The sequence below is a fragment of the Pollutibacter soli genome (assembly GCA_029269725.1).
GTDB lineage: Bacteria > Bacteroidota > Bacteroidia > Chitinophagales > Chitinophagaceae > Pollutibacter > Pollutibacter soli.
In genome coordinates, this window is sequence record JARJHS010000005.1 from 149,157 (window position 1) to 166,760 (window position 17,604).

Genomic DNA, 17,604 nt, shown 5'->3' on the forward strand with positions numbered 1-17,604 from the left:
GTTATCAGATGGAAGTATAACCGCCATCTGCAATAAAATAACTACCGGTAACAAATGATGATTTGTCGGAACTGAGATATACCACGAGATCTGCTATCTCTTCGGATCTGCCCAGCCTGTTCATCGTTGATTTGGCAGCAATCATTTTCATCATGTCCTCATCGAGATTTTTTTCCAGGAGTGGAGTTCGTATATAGCCAGGTCCAACAGCATTGCAACGGATATTTTGCTGTCCATATTCTGCGGCAATATTTTTTGTAAGACCAACCACGCCATGTTTTGACGCAGTATAGGCGCAATTCATCGGTGCGGCAACAGTACCGTGGATCGAAGCCATATTGACTATTACACCGCCGCTATTTTTCACCATTTGTTCCAGCTGGTACCTGCATGCATAAAATACACCGCTGAGGTTGATGGCAATAACTTTATCCCAGGCGTCAATATCATATGCACCAGTCAAAGCAGGTGGTCCGCCGATGCCGGCATTATTGAATCCGATATCCAGCCGTCCGAATTTTTTCACCGCGGCTTCGACAATCATTTTATTATCCGCTGCTTTCGAAGAGTCGGCTTTTACAAACAAAGCTTCTCCCCCTGATTTTTGTATCAAGTCAACGGTTGCCCCACCGCCTTTTTCGTCGATATCTGTTATAATGACTTTAGCGCCTTCTTTGGCGAAGGATTCTGCAACTGCTTGCCCGATTCCGGAACCGCCGCCGGATACAATGGCAACTTTATCTTTTAAGAGTGACATAAAAAATGAAATTTATCGATGAAAAAAAATAAACAACAATGAACGATGTGTAAAGTTCATTCGGAAACGGAGCGACGGCTTACCAATCAAGGCTGGATAAGAATGTATATTTCTGTGTCAAATGTACCAAATTGCGAATGTGTTACGACAATTGTGTGAGATATAGTTTCAAATCTGATCTGTCTGCAGGCACCAGGACGAATTTCTTACTCGGAGAAGCAGACTTGTAAGAATACAGGTGTCGGAAATTTTAATCAGATAGGCAGGCCGTTACAGGGCTCCCGATAAATTCTATTTCGGTGGCATGAGTCTCTGATTCCGATGAAATTCTAATCAGATTCTCATCTCAGATGCAGCATTTTCGGCCTGGTTTGACCGTTATGTCTTCGTTCGGCGCTTTTTAAAAACATACCTGCGGAAAATAATCGATTGATCGTAGCCGTTGTGATGATCGGTATCGTAAGCTTGACCAATGGGAAACATCATCGGTATTAAGAAGCGATGAATCCATAGGCTATAGGTTTTCATAGGATCATAAGGTCATAAGCGGATCAGCTTGCAAAAGTTGGTCCGTTTGTGCTTTTTTAACCATCGGAATAAGCATTATTACCAGAAAGTATAACTGAACTCATCTACTATCTTCGAATCATTCCATCCATCGGCAATAATTGTTTCCCTTGTTTTGAGTAGTCCTTTTGAATCGTAAATGAACCTGTATTCAGTCTGACCATTCCGATCAATAAGATTGAGTTTGCCGGCGTCGTCGTAACTGAATTTTGTAATTACGCTATCTGTCGGATGCGTGTTTTTTGAAGTCGATAAAGTCTGCACCATCATGATCAGTTTTCCTGAGCCGTCATAGTGATAACTCATGTGTCGTTTCGGATCATTGATGGTGTCGTTGCCGAGATAAGTGGTGGCGAGTAGCTTTTGTCCCTGGTTATTGTAACTGATGAGCGTGGTATATGGAAGTTCGCTTGATGATTCGCTGATGAGCTTTGCACCGGAATATTTTTTATTGAAACTGGTCTCATAAGTTTTGCCCAGTTCATAAGCATTATTTTTTCTGCTTGTCTGATCACCGTGATCATTGTACGTGAACGTATAGTCGTTGACTTTTTTACCGGTAGCATTGGTGATGGTTTCTTTTAGCAGAAAACCTTTGCGATCGAATTCGAACGTGTAACGGGTTGAATTTTTTCCATCGATGCTGATGTCGACATTCACCTGTTTTATTTTGTTTTTTCGGACCACGCCTTTGTCATAGCTGCCATTGAAAAACGCATCAGCGTCATTGACCTGGGCAGAAAGATTGAAATACAATAGGAGCAGAAGTGGGAATAGTTTTCTCATATGAGCCAGGGAGGTTGTTTTAAAAGACTTCCATCGGTCGTTAAAATTAAGCTTAAAAAACGCAAGTGTTCCGAAAGTTAAAGTCAAAACACAGAGAAGCGGCCGAGTTTCCCATAGAGAAACAGCCACGAGAAAGTTCGAAATGCGAGTTGCGATGTATGGATAGTAAATTACCTACTCTTTGACTCACTAATACAGTAAACCGCTAGGCGGACTGCCAGGGATTTCGCAAAGAGACAGCCAGGTCTTAAAATGACCTAACAGGTTTCAAAAACCTGCTAGGTCTGTGAACTGTTCCACGGCTTATTAATCCGGGTGTTTACTTTACTTTCCGTTCGTCTGGAGAGTTGCAGTTTCAGTGGGCTTGCTCAATGCAACCGAACTCTGTCCAAGAAAGCTTGTAATCTTGCTACCAATATCATTAATAGTAAGCAACACAGCCTCATGCTGAACACGCCCTGCGGCTTCGGTAATATCGAGTTCTTCTTTCTTTCGTTGAGAAAAGGCATCTTTTGTAACGATCGTTGAAAATGGTACAAGACCCGTACGTACATCCAGAACGATCAGCTGCGTTGTCGCGAAAGCCTTGATATCTGTTTTTGAAAAAACTTTGTATTTGGAATAAAGATCACTGGTGATCGCATAGATCACCACAATGTCGGCCTGCATCCTAACTGCCGCTTCGCGGATATTTGTAAAGTTGGGCGATTTTGAAACGAGGAGATCGGGGATGAGTGTGACTTTATTTACTCGTGGTGACTGTTTGAATTTTTCAATGAAAAGATCAAGGTAAGATTGTTGTGTTTTCAGGTATTGTTCATCATCAAAAAAGTATCCGTAATTTCTTCGCTGTTGTATTCCCGGATCCAGTCGTACCACGGCTACCCGAAGTTGTTGTGGTAATGCATAAGTACCATCAAGTATCTTCTGAATATTTTCTTCGGAAACAGTTGATGATTTGTCGTTGAATAAGGATTGTGTGATGAGTGTGTCGCCGGCAGGAAAGTTTAACTCGCCAAGACCCGATCCCCGTTTTGTTGTCTGGCAGGATGAAAATAAGATCACCGCCAGAAGGAACGTAGCTGATGCTTTCATAAATTCAGTTTTAGTTTGGTTGATCCAACTAATCTAAACAGAAAACAGCAGCCTGGTCCTGGCGGACAACAGTTATCAGATACATTTAACTTTTTGTTGAAAAGCGTTTTTTATTGCAATACTGTTTGCATATCACCTTCATTTTATTAGTATCGATTTCTTCCCCTGCAGAATTTTGAAATCGATTTTATCTGCTTTTGTCTTGTTTATAAAGAAGTCAAATTCTTCCGGTCCTTTGGAAACAAAACGTGGCAGCATCTGCAGGTTTTCCGAAGCAGGATAAAAGAAATCATCCCAATGAATCGGGACAACAACAGAAGGCCTGAGTTTTCCGACGGTTTGATTGTAGAATGCCTGTTGCCACTCAGGCGGCTGTTTCGTTACGATACCAATTCCGATAAACAGAGCATCAGCTCTTGTGGTATCAAGCGCACCTTCAATATAATTCGGACTCGGTTTTATGTAGATGTTTTTACCATGATGAGATATGAGAAAATCAAATGATCCGCCTTCCGTATAAGACTTGTATCTGGCAGGTTGTTTTAGTATTGTATCGATAGAAATTCCATCGTCATTTTGTGCATTTCCAGGCGAATGTTTTGAAGGGATCACACGAACGATGAACTGCCCGATGTTCAATTCCTGGTTGGGCTGATAAGCCGATAACTGTGATTCAGAAACGTTCCCTCCGCGAGCGATATTTAAGGTGCCTGGTGATCCATAAAGTGTTGCACCCGTCTTCTTTGTCGTGTATGCAACATCAAAAGAATGATCATAGTGTGAATGCGCGACAAAAATTCCTTTAACAAGGTTCATGTTGTTTTCAGCAAGAATCCGATCAATCATTGCTGTATCGGATTGTATGGCGGTGGTGAGTACCCGGAACATCGTTGGTCTGGAAAAAAATCCGTCGATTAAAAGCTGTGTTTCGCCGTCATCAAACAACAGGGTAGTAGCGCCGAAGAAAGTAACTTTTACTGCGTTGCTGTCGGGCGGCGATTGATCGTTAGTATAATAAGCCTGGTAATCGTTAATATCGCCGGAAGGTTGCACGCGCGAGTAGACGAAGGCGATGAAGATCAACAGGGCGATGCCGATAGCGATCAGGATTTTCTTGAGCATGATTGACCAGCGAGGGCGTTTTGGTTATAGGTTATTAAGTTATAGGTTTTAAGTGAAGAATGCTAATGTGAGAGTGTATCGCCTTCGGCGAGATTTTAAATGCAGGACGCGGAGTTCGCGGAGAAAAACCCCGCGGAGGAGCGCGGAGAAGGAATAATTAATAGTTCTAAAATGATTTTCTTAAATGTACTATTATCAATGCTATTATCCAGCTATAAAATTTCCTCCGCTCCGCGTTCCGGCTGTTCCCAACGCCGCAGGCGATAATTTTCAACCCGATCAAATCTGCAATTCGAAATGCTTATCACTGATAACTCAATTCTATAAACTCGTACTGTCTACCGTCCGCCTTCTTCAAGCAATACTGCCCATCAACGCCAGCAATTTCTCCAGCTTCACATATCCTTCATTGACTCCGGTTTCCACTCCCGACTGCATCATTCCATCACGATCGGAAAGCGATCTGAAAACAGAGTGTATGGTGACCTTGCATCTCTTGCCAGGCAGGTCTTCAAAAAGGATGGTGTCCAGCGTGACATGTCCGCGCTCGGGCAGGCCTTCATATTCGAAGGTCTGCATGATGCGCTCGGGAAAAGTAACTTCATGAATCACACCATTGAAAGCAGCCACTTCTTTACCCGCCTGGTTGCAGATAAGATAACGATATGACCCGCCGGTTCTTGAATCATAGTAATCGATCTTTACTTTCCTGTTGTCAGGTCCGAGCCATTGCACCAGCAGTTCCGGATCTTCATGTGCTTTGAAAACCATTTCCCGCGGATAATCAAATTCGCGGATGATAAATACTTCCTGTTTGTTGGGCTCAACAATAAACTTCGTTGGATTTTCCATCATTTTTTGTTTTTGAGATTAGCCAATAATTTGTCAAGTTTTCTGTAACGGCCTTCCCATAGTTCGCGGAAAGGTTCCAGCCAGTCGGCGACTTCTTTCATTTTCTGCGGATTTAAATGATAATAAATTTCGCGACCGGTCAGTTCCTGATCCACGAGCTTACACTCGATCAGGATCTGGATATGTTTGGATACTGCCTGGCGACTGCTATCGAAATGCTCGGCTATGGCATTGGGCGTCATAGCCTGCAGTGCGATCAGTGTAAGTATCGCTCTCCTTGTAGGATCGGCGATGGCCTGAAAAATGTCTCTTCTTGTTTCCAGCATAATGTTTGCAACTATACGGTTGCAAATATAAATGCAATTATACGGTTGCGCAAAATTTATTTTCAGGCGACAGGCAGGAGAGGGAGCAGGAGGAGCAGCGGCGGTTGATGGGGACGAATGCAAGGCAGCTACAATGTTTTTCTCTGTATCTACTCTGTGGGCTGTTAACTCGGCTGTTTCTCTGTGGTTTGAATTTAGCTTGGAGGTGGCAAATATTTTGAAGTATATTCCCCTGTAGGTTTAATTTCTTGAAAAGGATTCGCAAGAAACACATCAATCATCCCATAAAATTCCTTTCCTCCAACACCATGACCGCGTTTTTTGAAAAGAAAGCCCTGCGCGTTTGGCATATAGTGCATCAACTGCTGCACATACAGGGGATTGCATGAGGGATCCAACTCGCCGTCTGCGATCAATGCGGGCCTATCAGAATAATAAGGCTCCGTACTGCTTTTCGCCACCGGAGCAACATCCCAGAAATCACACATGGTCTTATAAACATCATTTATTCTGAATCCTTCGAGATAGGGGTACATGCGATACAGGTCTTCCAGTACCTGTTGACTCTGGTATGTGGCTTCGTCTGCACAGTACACAGAGATGCGCATCCCATCAGGCGCGGTGAATGCGTTAAAGATCCGATCCAGCCGATGCTGAATCAGCGCATAGTGGTCTCCGTTAATAACCTGCTGAATGATCGCTGGTGTTTTTTCGAGGAAGCCCGGGGAGAGCATGCTGTTGACAATAATCAGCAACAGGTCATTGGTTCCATAAGCAATCTTCGTTGTATCTGTACTCCCGCTTTTAGCGTAAGGATGCAAAAACGATTTGCCGGTGATTGACATAAAATAGCTATGAAATTTTTCTCTTAGTCCGGGATATAATTTGGCTTCTGAAGAATCATTTGCGACATATTGAAATAATTTATTCAGCGCTTCCATAAAATTTGCAGGCTCATCTTCATCAATCGCAGTGAAATTGGGAAGCGGCGAATCCAGTACCAACGACCTGACCCGCTCAGGCGATCTTTTTAAAACGGATAGCATCAGGCTGGCGCTGTACGAACCGCCATAAAGATTTACCGAATCAATTTTTAGTTCTTTTAGCAGATCGATGATATCTGCAGTCGATTCATCGCTGTTGTAACCATTGATATCAACACCACGCTGCTGAAGTTCCTGTTTGTACCGCCGCAAACCAGCAAGTACCATGCTGTCCTTGTTCAGATTTTTGCTGTAAGATTCGCGGATCGCATCATCAAGCTCAAAATTTCTTATATAAGGAAGCGCAAAGCGTGTACCTCTTTGCTCAAAAGCGATTACATCTCTTTGCTGAATGATACCGCTTCTGGTCATTCCATTGATCCAGCTCAGTGAACTGTTCCCCGGTCCGCCACTGGTGTACAACACAGGATCTTTTGCTTTATCGGAATTCTTGCTATGAAGAATAATAAAAGGCAGTTTTACCGTATTTCTTACTGTTTCTGCTTTCTTTTTTTGTTTCTTTTCATATCTCCTGTATTCCTGATTCTGTATTCTTCTCTCTGGTACTATCAGGTATCCGCACGTAGTCTTAAAACTACTATCTGTCTGTAATCTGAATATAGAATCGGGTTTAAATCTTCCTGATGCCAGCTGTAAAAAATGAGAATCAACTTTAAAATCGCAATTGCAGTATTCTATTTTCGGTTGGTATGTAGACGGGTTTTGAGCATCTGTAGTTTGCCACAACATGCAAAACAGAAGTATAGCTGCGATCGTATTGAATGAATTCCTGCCCATTAGAATAATTAATCCTGTGCAACGTAAATACTAAGTATAGTCGCGATTTAAATGCACATGTTGCACAGGCCGGGTGGTGACAGTTTTTGAACAGATACCGAACATCTGCTTTCTATTGATCAGCGTTGATCAATTCGTCTGCTTTCTGTTTAGTATTTTTATTAATTACAACAAGGAGAATCAAAACATAAGGCGATCAGTTTCATCCGTTGAAATACCGGAAAATGATAGATGGAGGCGTATTTATTTCAGTTCATAGCCACTGACTTCGAGGATTTTTTTAAAATCCTGGATATTCAGCATTTCCCTGACAGCGGTTTTTTTATTTGCAGCCTTCCGGTAATACAATTCACAGATCCGGAACCCAATAAAATAACCCAGGTTGCCGGGATAACCGGTTTCAGGATTGAATGCATTAAACAGCCAGTTATCGGTATTTTCGCCATCCATTTCTTTTGAAAAATGACTACGTAGTTTTGGTTCGTTCTTTAACCCGAATTGCATGACTTCAGGATTGGTGTACTTGCCTGTAATGATAAATGTGATGTAATCTGCAACACCTTCCATGATCGATAGTTCCAGCAGCGTTTGTTCGTATTTGTTATGTTGCTGGAAATGTACATACTCGTGAATGATCAGCGGTACAACAAGCCCTGAATCAAAAAGAACCATTTTGTCGATCGCTGTCAATTCACTGGTATCTGTTTGTCCCGTTTTGCATAGATGTTCGCTGCCTATCAATAAACCGGCATAACCGTCTGCAGTTCCTACATTATTCAGATGGCCGATAAGAAAATAAATCGGAGGAAAGACGGATTCGGGATAAATCTGTTCCAGTTTTTCGGCGGCCTTTATAAACTGTGGTTGCATTTTTTTAAATGACAATGTCGCCGGCCGGATGCTTTCGTAAAACTTCGGTGCTGAACGGATTTTATCAGCCAGTCTTTTCACGCTGTTCTGCATCCTGATCTGGTAGAAAGTCTGAACGCCAACAGATCCTTTCATTATATAATCTGAAGTAAGAAGGGAATCGAAATATGCATCGTTTCTGTGTTCAAAAATTTTCCAGAATCGATCGATATCGCTGTTGATTATTTTTATTGAAGAGGGAGACTCGATTTTTTTGCGGTTGGCTTTAATGCCTTCCAGTATTTTTTTCTGCTGATCCTGGTTCAGCTGCGATTGAAAATATTTATTAGCCACTGCCTGCGGATCAAATAATCCATACTGAACAGATTTTTTCAGCGCAAGAAAAGCATTGGTGGAATCATTGTTTTTAAAACGTTGATTAGCCTGCAGAAGCCAGTACCAGGGAGTGGAAAGCTCCTGGGAGGATCCTGAAACAGACAACAGGAACAGAAACAGGAATAGTAAGAAACGCTGCATATTTGTGTGGGATCAAAACTGAAAGATAGGAAAGGAGACGCAGAAGGTGGGATGACGTGACAAGATACGTTGTTGATGTTCGATTCTTGTTTAGATGTAAATCGTTCGAATTTCCGGTAACGTTGGTCTTTTTTGATGTATTGGAAAAAAACGATCAGCGTCGTTTGAAGCTGGTCTTTACAACTGATTTTATTTTTTTTGTTACTTATCTACATGCTCTGATTGTAATATAAGTCTGGAAATGAGATCTGTCATTTTCTCCCACAACGGTTGTGGCAGGCTATGTCCCATACCTTCAAACAGTACCAGCTTCGCGCCGGGAATCGAGTTCGCGGTAGCTATTCCGCCACTCACATCAATCATTTTATCGGATGTACCATGGATAACGAGCGCGGGTAGACGCAGCTTTCGAAGTTGGTCTGTGCGATCACCTGATTTCAGTACAGCAACAGCCTGTCTTGTCATTCCGAGTGGATCATGATCGCGATCCCAACCAATGCCGGCATTTTTTATTGCGGACTCTTCGTCAAATGGAAAACCCGGAGATCCGACTGCTTTTAAAGATTTTATTTTCCATTCAATAAATTTCTGGCGATCATCTGAAGGCGGCGCTCCCAATGAACCCAATATAGCATAATCCGGTTGACCAACTGAATTGCTTCCGGTTGTAGACATTATCGAAGTCAGCGATAATATTTTAAAAGGATATTCAATGGCGATTGTCTGTGCAATCATTCCTCCCATGGAGGCGCCTATGAGATGAAAACTCTCAATTCCAAGTCCGTCCATCAGGCCAATGGTATCTGCTGCCATATCTGACAGTGTATACGACACCGTTGTATAATCACCAGCCATCACCGCAGCAAAATCCGGGATTACTGTGTCGGAAAAATGGGTTGTCAATCCGGTATCACGACTATCGAACCTGATGACCTGGAACCCTTGATTAACCAGCATTTTACAAAATTCATCCGGCCAGGAAATCATCTGTGCGCCGGCGCCCATGATGAGTAAGAGCGCAGGATAAGAAGGATCGCCAAAACGTTCGTATGCAATATCTATTCCGGAAGGACCGGCGTTCTGCAAAATTTCTACCGCCATTAGATTTTGTTTTTGATTCCAAATGATCTGCAAAAATGAACACGCCTTTCCTTTCCGGCAATAACATTTGTTAAGAAATCAGCGCTTATTCCTGATGCGGCTCAAAGAAACGGCCGTAATTCCGAGGTAAGAAGCGATATAATGTTGAGGTATCCGCTGGAGAAGTTCTGGTCTTTTTATCAATAATTCTTTGTAACGCTCTTCAGGACTATCTTTTATACGGGACAAGAAAAGCCGCTGGTAAAGAAAAAGTGTCTGGAATGCCGTCTCTTCAATCCTCTTCCTGAACGCTTCAGAATCCTCCAGCATGAAATTGAAATTTTCCTTGGAGATTTTATAGATGACGCAAGGTTCAAGTGTTTCCAGGTTGAATGCACTCGGTGTACCATTCCTGAAACTTTCGATGGATGAAACACCATCGCCTTCAAGAAAAAAATTCAGCGTGATATCCTTCCCGCCATTATTAAACCAGATGCGCGCACAACCTTTTTCCAGGTACCAGGTATGCATGGCCACCCGGCCCTCTCGCAACAAAATTGTTTTCGCCGGTACCTCAAGACGTTCGGTAAGACCGGCATATTTTTTCTGCAATTCCTGGGATGTGATGGAGTTCATTATTCAAAATTCAATCGGAAGATAGAATTATTCTTTGTGTACTTTGTGGCTGGGAGGTGCAGATTCCCTTCGCAGTATTTCAATTTGATTTTCCGAATACTATGGGAACATAGGACAATTAGAAGCTGACACGACAAAGTTCTATTTCCGTTTTTTGCTCCACAGTCTCATTACTTCATCAATCGGCAGATTTTCAACTGCATTTCCGTTTCTGCCTTTCATGGTTTTTGCCATGAATAATGAGTTGATGATCGCTTCTTCGGTTGCTTCTATAACAGCCATAAATAATGGCGATGTTGAATCATTATGCAAATTGGTGAATGTTGTCGTCGGGCTTTCATAATGATGCGGTATCCGGTTAGCTGTTGAAAAGGCGATCACATAATCGCCGCTTCCGTTGGATGCAATTCCTCCGGTTCGACCCATGCCCAGCATCGCACGTTTTGCAAGGCGTTCGAGGTTGCGGTGATCCAACGGAGCATCAGTGGCTATAACAATCATGCAAGAGCCATCAGCATTATTTAGTAGCTAGTTACTGAAATTGAATTTTTTCATTTCCTTTCCTACAGGAACACCATCAACAGTGAGTGCGCCACCGAAATTGGTTTGTACTAAAACACCGACGGTATATCCACCGAGACTTGCCGGTAGGTGCCTTGAAGAAGTGCCAATTCCTCCCTTGAACCCGAAACAAACTGTTCCTGTTCCCGCTCCGACATTTCCCTCCTCAACCTGGCCGGTTTGCGCATTGCTGATCGCCTCTAGAACGTCTGTTTCCCGCAGATGTCTTCCCCGTATATCGTTGAGATAGCCATCATTGGTTTCACCCACGAGCGCATTTACTGAAGCTGCATTTTCATTACCTGGTAACTGAAGCGTATAACCGATCAACGCATTCATTGCAGTTGCTACTCCAAGAGTTTTGGTAAGTGCGATCGGCGTTTCCAGGTTACCGAGTTCATTAACCTGTGTACTTCCCGCGAGTTTTCCAAAACCATTGCCAACATAGATAGCCGCCGGAATTTTGTGCTGGAACAAGTTACCATCAGCAGGAATAATCACGGTCACGCCTGTTCGAACGGAATCAGCTTTGATTAAAGTAGTCTGCCCGACTTTTACACCTGCAACATCAGTGATCGTATTTAATTTGCCGGTTTGCATCACACCGATCCTGATGCAGTAATCACGGGCTCGTTTTTGTGCTGAACTGATGAATGGAAATGCAATTATCGCTATTGATAGGATGATTTTTTGCATAAGGAAAGATAAAAACAAAAACGGAGGTGAATAGTAGAGATTAAAGTCAAACCTGTTTCTAGGCTTATTTTCGGGCGGGTGAGAAAGGTTCACAATCAACCAGCCTACAGGAAATGCCAAACCTATCTCGAATTTTCTTTGGCAGTATTTTGTGAATGCTTTAGTTGCCTACTTTGATAGATGGCCGTTTCTGGAATTATTTATAAAATTTATTGGATACTTGATTTATTTATGAATTTAAATGGGAATTTTAATCGAATAGTAAATATTCTTTGCACTTTTGACACGCTAATTTATATTAATTCCAAGTAGAAATTTTATTCAAAAGTTTATTGATTTTATTGTACAAATTAGAGCCTTGAGGTGCGAGATCACTAAAAGTTAAATTTTTCTCTAAGCAAAATTTTGAAATTTCAATAGCTAGTTGAACTTTTGAAATCGAGTTATCTTTTCCAGCTCTTTTCTTTTCAAAGTAACCTCTACTTTTTTTACTATCGAAATATTTTGCAAAGTTTTCTTTTCCTTTCTTGTTTATGAAGTATTCTAAATAACTTTCAATTGTTCCGTCAGTTATCCAGAATAACATCGAATCAACTGTCTCTCCAAAATTGTTAATTAATTGTTTCGGATCTTGTCCGGAAGCCATCATAGATTCATAAACTAGTCTTGCCTTTATTTTCCCAATTCCATTAGTTTGTTGATTCCAGCTTTCAGGAGGTATGTCTTGGTAATTGCTATCTTGATCAATAATTAATAAATGATTTGAATTAACCTTTTCCAACGACACTATCTTATTTGCAATGCCTTCATCTAATTTATTCCAATCTAGATCTGAAAATCCCGCATACTTCCAAATAGCGGTTGAAAGTGATTGAATCGTGTAATTAAATCTTTCAAGCTGAGTCTCAGGGTTTGATTTGATGAATAGCTTAAACAGTAATTCTATATAAATCACATCACTGGGCCCTTCCACCCAAATTATTCCGTTGCTCAATAGCAGGTCACTTGATTTGTATTCTAAATCACGTAAGATGTTTTTCCCATCAACAAGCGATAACAAAGCTTTAGTGCTTGAAACCATTCCGTCATTCTGAGTATGTATAATTTGGGCATTTTTATTGTTCGAGAAAAGATCAATAATAATACTTGAATGTGTTGTAATAAAAAAGTACGACTTACTCAATAATGAATATTTAAAAATGAAGTTGAAGAGACGCCTTTGCAATGAAGGATGTAAATTATTTTCCAATTCCTCAAATCCAAAAACCAAATTTGATTCTATTTTACTTTCAATCTTTGGTACCACGAGCATGTTTAACAATACAAGTAAAATGGTTTTGATACCGCTTCCCATGCGTGACAATGAAATTAGATTTGATTTATTGTCCTCTAAGTAAATCTCCCACATGCCATTTGAAGACGTTCGTCTTGGAGCAATATTCGTGAATACAATTTCAGGATTTAAAATTTCATTGAGAGCAGATAATAAATCTTTTCTAATTAGATTTAAATCATGCTCGGCATGAGTTACAACCTGCCGAATCATGTTAGTTGCGCCGTCGCCATTAGCGGCAAGTGTGTTTTTAGTGGGGTTATCTCCCTCTGGTCTAATATCTCTCTCTGCACTTAACCGAATGAAAAATTTATTTTCAAGAGGACCTATGATATTGTTTTCCAGCCTTCTTACATAGACTTCCGCAGTTGGATGGGGTTCCTGTTCCCAAGATGTTATGGTCTTTTTTTTGGGCAGTAATGTATACTGGATCTTTTTTCCAACAAATGTTTGCCCATATGCATTATGATTTGCACCTGGTATTCCTCCTCCAGAAGTGTCAATTGGGAAAGATGAATCTATCATTTCTTTAGATATCGGTATTTGGATTGAAATCTCACTTTTAATTCGATCTCTCCCTATTTCGATAAATTTTTCAGTAGGCGAAGTAATATATTCAATTAGGTCAATTAATGAACTTTTGCCTGAATTGTTCTTTCCAATAATAATGTTTAAAGGGAATATTCTTTCTAATCCTTGCGCCTCAGAGCCAAAACATTTGTAGTTTTTTATTTTCACTGAACAGTCAAGAATCATAAAAAATGTGATTAATTAACACTCTTATATAATTAATATGGACAAGCAATTTTCGCGATAGTTTTTCTACATTCCTCCGGCCATCAGCGCTGCCATCGTTTCAATTCCTTCAAATAAATTCTTGAGCCGGATATTTTCATTTTCCGCATGCTGGTTATTGTCATGATTCGCAATCGGCACGGTTACTGTTTTGGCATTGAGATATTTTTCAAAAAGAAACAGCGGCAGACTTCCTCCGGATGTAGGCTGCAACACAACTTTGTCGGCAGTTGTGGATTGCACGGAAGCTATTATCCCTTTCACGATCGGAAGGTCCATGGAAGTACGCTGTGCATTATAGCTGTCTTTTCCGAGCAGGACTTTGATCAGCTTGTCATAGGTTTTTCTTTCTTCATCGGTGGGGTCATGATCAATAACATGATATCCCTTTTCAATAATGTAATTGACAACTTTCTGTTGCTGCTTCTGCCAGTCGTTTCCTTTCACGAGGCGAAGATCGAGTACAGCGGTTGCAAAGGTTGGTATCTGGTTGGAAGCGAGTTTGCCGACATTACCACTGGCAATACCGTTGATATTAAGTGAGGGCAGCGAAATCGCTTCCACGAGCGACATACCCGGATTTTCTGTCGCCCGTATCCCCAGTTCAGTTTTCATTTGTTGATCAACAGATGGCACATCTTTCAATGCCTGCTTTTCGGAAGCTGTTAGCGGGATAACATCGTCATAAAATCCTTTGATTGTTACACGACCGTTTTCATCTTTCATGTCAGCCAATAACCTTGCCAGCATCATTGCAGGATTTGGCGACCAGTTGCCGTAGTGGCCACTGTGTAATGGCCGCTTCGCGGCATATACGGTCAGGTCAATATGCGCATCACCACGAACGCCAAAAACGATTTGTTTTATACCGCTCTGGTGAACTGGTCCATCGCAAATAATCCACAGATCAGATTGCAATAATGTTTTGTATTTATCAAGGATTTCATTCAGATGCGGAGAACCGGCCTCTTCTTCACCTTCGAAAAAAAATTTAATATTATACGCCGGTTGAATGCCATTGGCCTTCAATTGCGAGTATGCGTTGAGGATAGCTGCCACACCACCTTTGTCGTCAGAGGCGCCACGAGCGTAAATCCTCCAGTCGGGATCAAATTGCTTATTATCAGGAAAACTTAAAGATGCGCCCCCGTTGTCAAATGCGGAGGAAAATAGTTTTGGATCAAAAGGAGAGAGACCTGCAGCCCATTGTGCAGGATTCACCGGTTGTCCGTCGTAGTGAGCATAAAATATCAGTGTCTGTTTGGCATTGGGTACGATCACTTCACCATAAACAACAGGTGGAGCACCGGGTGTAGTAGGCGATAACAGCTGTACATTGTTAATTCCCCTCTTATGCATCATCTCCATGATGAATGCGGCATTTTTCTGAATATTCGGAGCGTCACTGGCAATGTTGGGGATGGAAAGCAGCTGTACAAATTCGGAAACAATTTCGCCGGATGATTGCAGTACTGATTTCCGGATTTTCAGCGTTGAAGTCGATTGAGCAAGGCAACCCAAAAAGAAAAAAATACCGGTAACTGTCAGGAAACGTTTTCTCATTGCAGGTGAATTGGTGAATTTGATTGAGACTATCAAATATAACGCAATCTGTGCCAGCTCAATTCCCTGCAGCAGATCCTACATACATTGACCTAACAGGCCTGTCAGAATCTTTTTGATTTAGGAAACTTATAAAAGACCTGTTAGGTCTTTTTCATCTGCAGACCTGTCAGGACATTTGGATTCACTATTTTTTTCTTGATTTCCATTTTGCAAGAATTTCTTTTTCCCTTGCCATCAGCGCATCAGTACCGGAAACAAGCTTATCTCTTCTTTCCTGTTTTACATCATCTGAGTTCCACCAGTCGAACATATCTCTTACACTGTCTGCCAATGGTGTGAGTGCAAGACCATTCGCCATGGCGAGTTGATTATTGATTAAAGCAGAGCCTTTGTTTTCATCAACCGGCATGATCCAGGGAATGACTTCCATAATTTTTTCCGCTTTGAGAAAATTATAATCATTGACGGCGATGAAGTTTGCCGGTGAACTGAATGCAGCATGCGCACCATAGACAAATGGATGCATGGTTGTAGGAGAGGAAGGGCCAACTGCATTGTAAGTACCCGCTTTCTTTTCTTCAATCAGGCGGATCATCCAGTTAGCAACATCGCGTACATCAATATATTGTACAGGATCAGTTGCTTTACCGGGAACCATTACGTCTCCACCTCTGCTCAATCTAACGGGCCAGTAAATAAAACGTTCTGTACGATCACCGGGACCCATCATATATGTCGGTCGAACAATGATCGAACGTTTTTCACCAAATGCTTTTTGTACTTCCAGTTCTGAATTGATTTTCATCACACCATAACTATACTCAGACAATTGCGGCTCTTTCAGTCCGGGTGGTAATGTTAATACCGCTTTCGTGTTTTCTTTGATATCAGAACCGAGATAAGGATAATACACACCGGTAGATGAAGTGTATAAATAAAAATCGGCGCTGTCTTTCAGTAATTGTGCAGTATCAATTACCCATTTGACTTTATTCCCGGAGTTATCAATGATAGCATCCCACTTGCGGTTTTTTAAAGATTCGAGATTGTTCTCGCGATCACCGAGCAATTGTTCCACATGATTGAAAACATCTTTTTGCGTAGTGGGAACTGTTTTGCCGCGATTAAATGTTGTAATGGCATGTCCCCGTTCGAGTGCATAGGCGATTTGCTGCGGGCCTAAAAAACCAGTGCCGCCCAGGATAAGAATTTTCAGCGGCTGCGGCCGATGAGGGATTTCATTGGCCTTAAATGTGTTTGTTCCCGGAAATGCAGCAGCATCCATAAAAGGTAAAATGCCCCCTATGCCTAAGGCGTTCTGCAGGAAACGACGACGTGAGCGTGACATAAAATGATTTTTAATATGGGCAGTCTTTAAAAGTTTTTCAAAGTAAAAAAGATTCTTCATCCGTGAAAACCATTCAGCGATTTTGCTCCGGAATTAATTCCCAGGATCTGTCGATTCCTTAATGACCCTTTCTGTTTTGTACGTACTGAACCGGATATATCCGGAACCTTTTGTGGAGTCGCTGTAAATAGTTTTTTCATTTCCATTCATATCTATCTTTCTGATGGAAAGTCCGTCATCGAGGCTCACGACAGCAAATTTCTTCAGCTGATTTTTCTTTAGTCTCAGGAAAACCGTAGAACTGCCACCGTAAACCATAAATGCATCGATACATTTTAATTCTTCGTTATACTGTAGGTTGGGATAATCTTCTGAATTAATAATACTGATCAGGCTATCGGCATTTTTATCATAAATGAATAAGCGCCGGATTTCATTTGCACCACGTGCCGCTGTATTCGATATATAGGTCGGATCATTCAAGCCATCGTTATTAAAGTCAGAAAGATCCGCGTTCAGATCCATCAATGAATAGTGCTCATACCGGTAGGTATTTCTTAATTTCCATTTCCTGTTTGTTAAGGAATAAAATTTAATAATTGAAAAACTCGAGTCTTCATTTCCATAGATTGATATTTCAATCTTGTTCTGCTTTTTTTTCCCGATCCGGCTGCTGTCTGAAAAGTATTCCTGCAAAATCAACGAGTCTTCTGTGGGATACTTAATATTTTTCTCTGGAAGAGTTGATAACGCGTTTTCGAAGTTAGTCGATGACACAGATTCATCTGAACCACTCTGAAAAAGTATCAACACAAAAAGTAAGAAGAAAACCATCTTTCTATATTGAGTTTACAGGCCGGAAATCAAATTTGAAAAATGGAGAAACCGGCTTCCAATAAGGGCTAAAGTCACAATAA

14 protein-coding genes and 1 pseudogene are annotated in these 17,604 nt (G+C 41.4%); all 15 read right to left on the minus strand.

The annotated features are described in order from the left end of the window. Window positions 1-4: 4 nt before the first annotated feature. The 15 genes and pseudogenes from P2W82_RS14165 to P2W82_RS14235 all read right to left on the minus strand — a co-directional run bounded on the left by P2W82_RS14165 (window position 5) and on the right by P2W82_RS14235 (window position 17,521). Window positions 5-757: an SDR family NAD(P)-dependent oxidoreductase gene (locus P2W82_RS14165; protein ID WP_336516558.1), complete on the minus strand. Its 753-nt coding sequence runs from the start codon at window positions 755-757 to the stop codon at window positions 5-7. A gap of 606 nt (window positions 758-1,363) precedes the next feature. Then, on the minus strand, window positions 1,364-2,110 hold the full coding sequence (locus P2W82_RS14170) for a hypothetical protein (RefSeq protein ID WP_336516559.1): 747 nt from the start codon (window positions 2,108-2,110) through the stop codon (window positions 1,364-1,366). 324 nt (window positions 2,111-2,434) lie between these two features. Beyond that, window positions 2,435-3,205, minus strand: coding sequence for a hypothetical protein (locus tag P2W82_RS14175; RefSeq protein ID WP_336516560.1), 771 nt, complete (start codon window positions 3,203-3,205; stop codon window positions 2,435-2,437). 138 nt (window positions 3,206-3,343) lie between these two features. Beyond that, complete coding sequence (locus P2W82_RS14180; RefSeq protein WP_336516561.1) at window positions 3,344-4,327, minus strand: MBL fold metallo-hydrolase; 984 nt, start codon at window positions 4,325-4,327, stop codon at window positions 3,344-3,346. Between the two features lie 354 nt (window positions 4,328-4,681). Next, a complete protein-coding gene (locus P2W82_RS14185; protein ID WP_336516562.1) occupies window positions 4,682-5,182 on the minus strand; it encodes an SRPBCC family protein in 501 nt (166 codons plus the stop codon). Further along, window positions 5,179-5,502: an ArsR/SmtB family transcription factor gene (locus tag P2W82_RS14190; protein WP_336516763.1), complete on the minus strand. Its 324-nt coding sequence runs from the start codon at window positions 5,500-5,502 to the stop codon at window positions 5,179-5,181. The genes P2W82_RS14185 and P2W82_RS14190 overlap by 4 nt, the downstream gene beginning before the upstream one ends. 197 nt (window positions 5,503-5,699) lie before the next feature. Then, window positions 5,700-7,286, minus strand: coding sequence for an alpha/beta hydrolase (locus tag P2W82_RS14195; protein ID WP_336516563.1), 1,587 nt, complete (start codon window positions 7,284-7,286; stop codon window positions 5,700-5,702). Window positions 7,287-7,529: 243 nt separating this feature from the next. Beyond that, the gene (locus P2W82_RS14200) at window positions 7,530-8,672 is read right to left on the minus strand and encodes a gliding motility protein GldB-related protein (protein ID WP_336516564.1); all 1,143 of its coding nucleotides are present in this window, start codon (window positions 8,670-8,672) and stop codon (window positions 7,530-7,532) included. 201 nt (window positions 8,673-8,873) lie between these two features. Then, window positions 8,874-9,773 (minus strand): alpha/beta fold hydrolase, encoded by a 900-nt coding sequence (locus P2W82_RS14205; RefSeq protein ID WP_336516565.1) that lies wholly within the window; start codon window positions 9,771-9,773, stop codon window positions 8,874-8,876. Window positions 9,774-9,851: 78 nt separating this feature from the next. Further along, a complete protein-coding gene (locus P2W82_RS14210) occupies window positions 9,852-10,388 on the minus strand; it encodes a Crp/Fnr family transcriptional regulator (RefSeq protein ID WP_336516566.1) in 537 nt (178 codons plus the stop codon). A 141-nt stretch (window positions 10,389-10,529) separates the two neighbouring features. Then, a pseudogene (locus P2W82_RS14215) lies at window positions 10,530-11,645 on the minus strand (DmpA family aminopeptidase). A gap of 298 nt (window positions 11,646-11,943) precedes the next feature. Beyond that, window positions 11,944-13,734 carry an ATP-dependent nuclease gene (locus P2W82_RS14220; RefSeq protein WP_336516567.1) on the minus strand — a complete coding sequence of 597 codons (1,791 nt, stop codon included), beginning with the start codon at window positions 13,732-13,734 and terminating at the stop codon, window positions 11,944-11,946. Between the two features lie 66 nt (window positions 13,735-13,800). After that, the gene (locus P2W82_RS14225) at window positions 13,801-15,336 is read right to left on the minus strand and encodes a M20/M25/M40 family metallo-hydrolase (protein WP_336516568.1); all 1,536 of its coding nucleotides are present in this window, start codon (window positions 15,334-15,336) and stop codon (window positions 13,801-13,803) included. A gap of 187 nt (window positions 15,337-15,523) precedes the next feature. After that, window positions 15,524-16,687 carry an NAD-dependent epimerase/dehydratase family protein gene (locus P2W82_RS14230; protein ID WP_336516569.1) on the minus strand — a complete coding sequence of 388 codons (1,164 nt, stop codon included), beginning with the start codon at window positions 16,685-16,687 and terminating at the stop codon, window positions 15,524-15,526. A gap of 93 nt (window positions 16,688-16,780) precedes the next feature. Then, window positions 16,781-17,521, minus strand: a complete 741-nt coding sequence (locus P2W82_RS14235; protein WP_336516570.1) for a hypothetical protein — start codon at window positions 17,519-17,521, stop codon at window positions 16,781-16,783. Window positions 17,522-17,604 lie beyond the last annotated feature (83 nt).

Excerpts from the sequence above, each read along its gene's own strand:
- P2W82_RS14165 (WP_336516558.1), bottom strand. The coding sequence starts at position 757 with ATGTCACTCTTAAAAGATAAAGTTGCCATTGTATCCGGCGGCGGTTCC.
- P2W82_RS14205 (WP_336516565.1), bottom strand. The coding sequence starts at position 9,773 with ATGGCGGTAGAAATTTTGCAGAACGCCGGTCCTTCCGGAATAGATATT.
- P2W82_RS14225 (WP_336516568.1), bottom strand. The coding sequence starts at position 15,336 with ATGAGAAAACGTTTCCTGACAGTTACCGGTATTTTTTTCTTTTTGGGT.
- P2W82_RS14230 (WP_336516569.1), bottom strand. The coding sequence starts at position 16,687 with ATGTCACGCTCACGTCGTCGTTTCCTGCAGAACGCCTTAGGCATAGGG.
- P2W82_RS14210 (WP_336516566.1), bottom strand. The coding sequence starts at position 10,388 with ATGAACTCCATCACATCCCAGGAATTGCAGAAAAAATATGCCGGTCTT.
- P2W82_RS14200 (WP_336516564.1), bottom strand. The coding sequence starts at position 8,672 with ATGCAGCGTTTCTTACTATTCCTGTTTCTGTTCCTGTTGTCTGTTTCA.
- P2W82_RS14185 (WP_336516562.1), bottom strand. The coding sequence starts at position 5,182 with ATGATGGAAAATCCAACGAAGTTTATTGTTGAGCCCAACAAACAGGAA.
- P2W82_RS14195 (WP_336516563.1), bottom strand. The coding sequence starts at position 7,286 with ATGGGCAGGAATTCATTCAATACGATCGCAGCTATACTTCTGTTTTGC.
- P2W82_RS14220 (WP_336516567.1), bottom strand. The coding sequence starts at position 13,734 with ATGATTCTTGACTGTTCAGTGAAAATAAAAAACTACAAATGTTTTGGC.
- P2W82_RS14175 (WP_336516560.1), bottom strand. The coding sequence starts at position 3,205 with ATGAAAGCATCAGCTACGTTCCTTCTGGCGGTGATCTTATTTTCATCC.
- P2W82_RS14235 (WP_336516570.1), bottom strand. The coding sequence starts at position 17,521 with ATGGTTTTCTTCTTACTTTTTGTGTTGATACTTTTTCAGAGTGGTTCA.
- P2W82_RS14170 (WP_336516559.1), bottom strand. The coding sequence starts at position 2,110 with ATGAGAAAACTATTCCCACTTCTGCTCCTATTGTATTTCAATCTTTCT.
- P2W82_RS14180 (WP_336516561.1), bottom strand. The coding sequence starts at position 4,327 with ATGCTCAAGAAAATCCTGATCGCTATCGGCATCGCCCTGTTGATCTTC.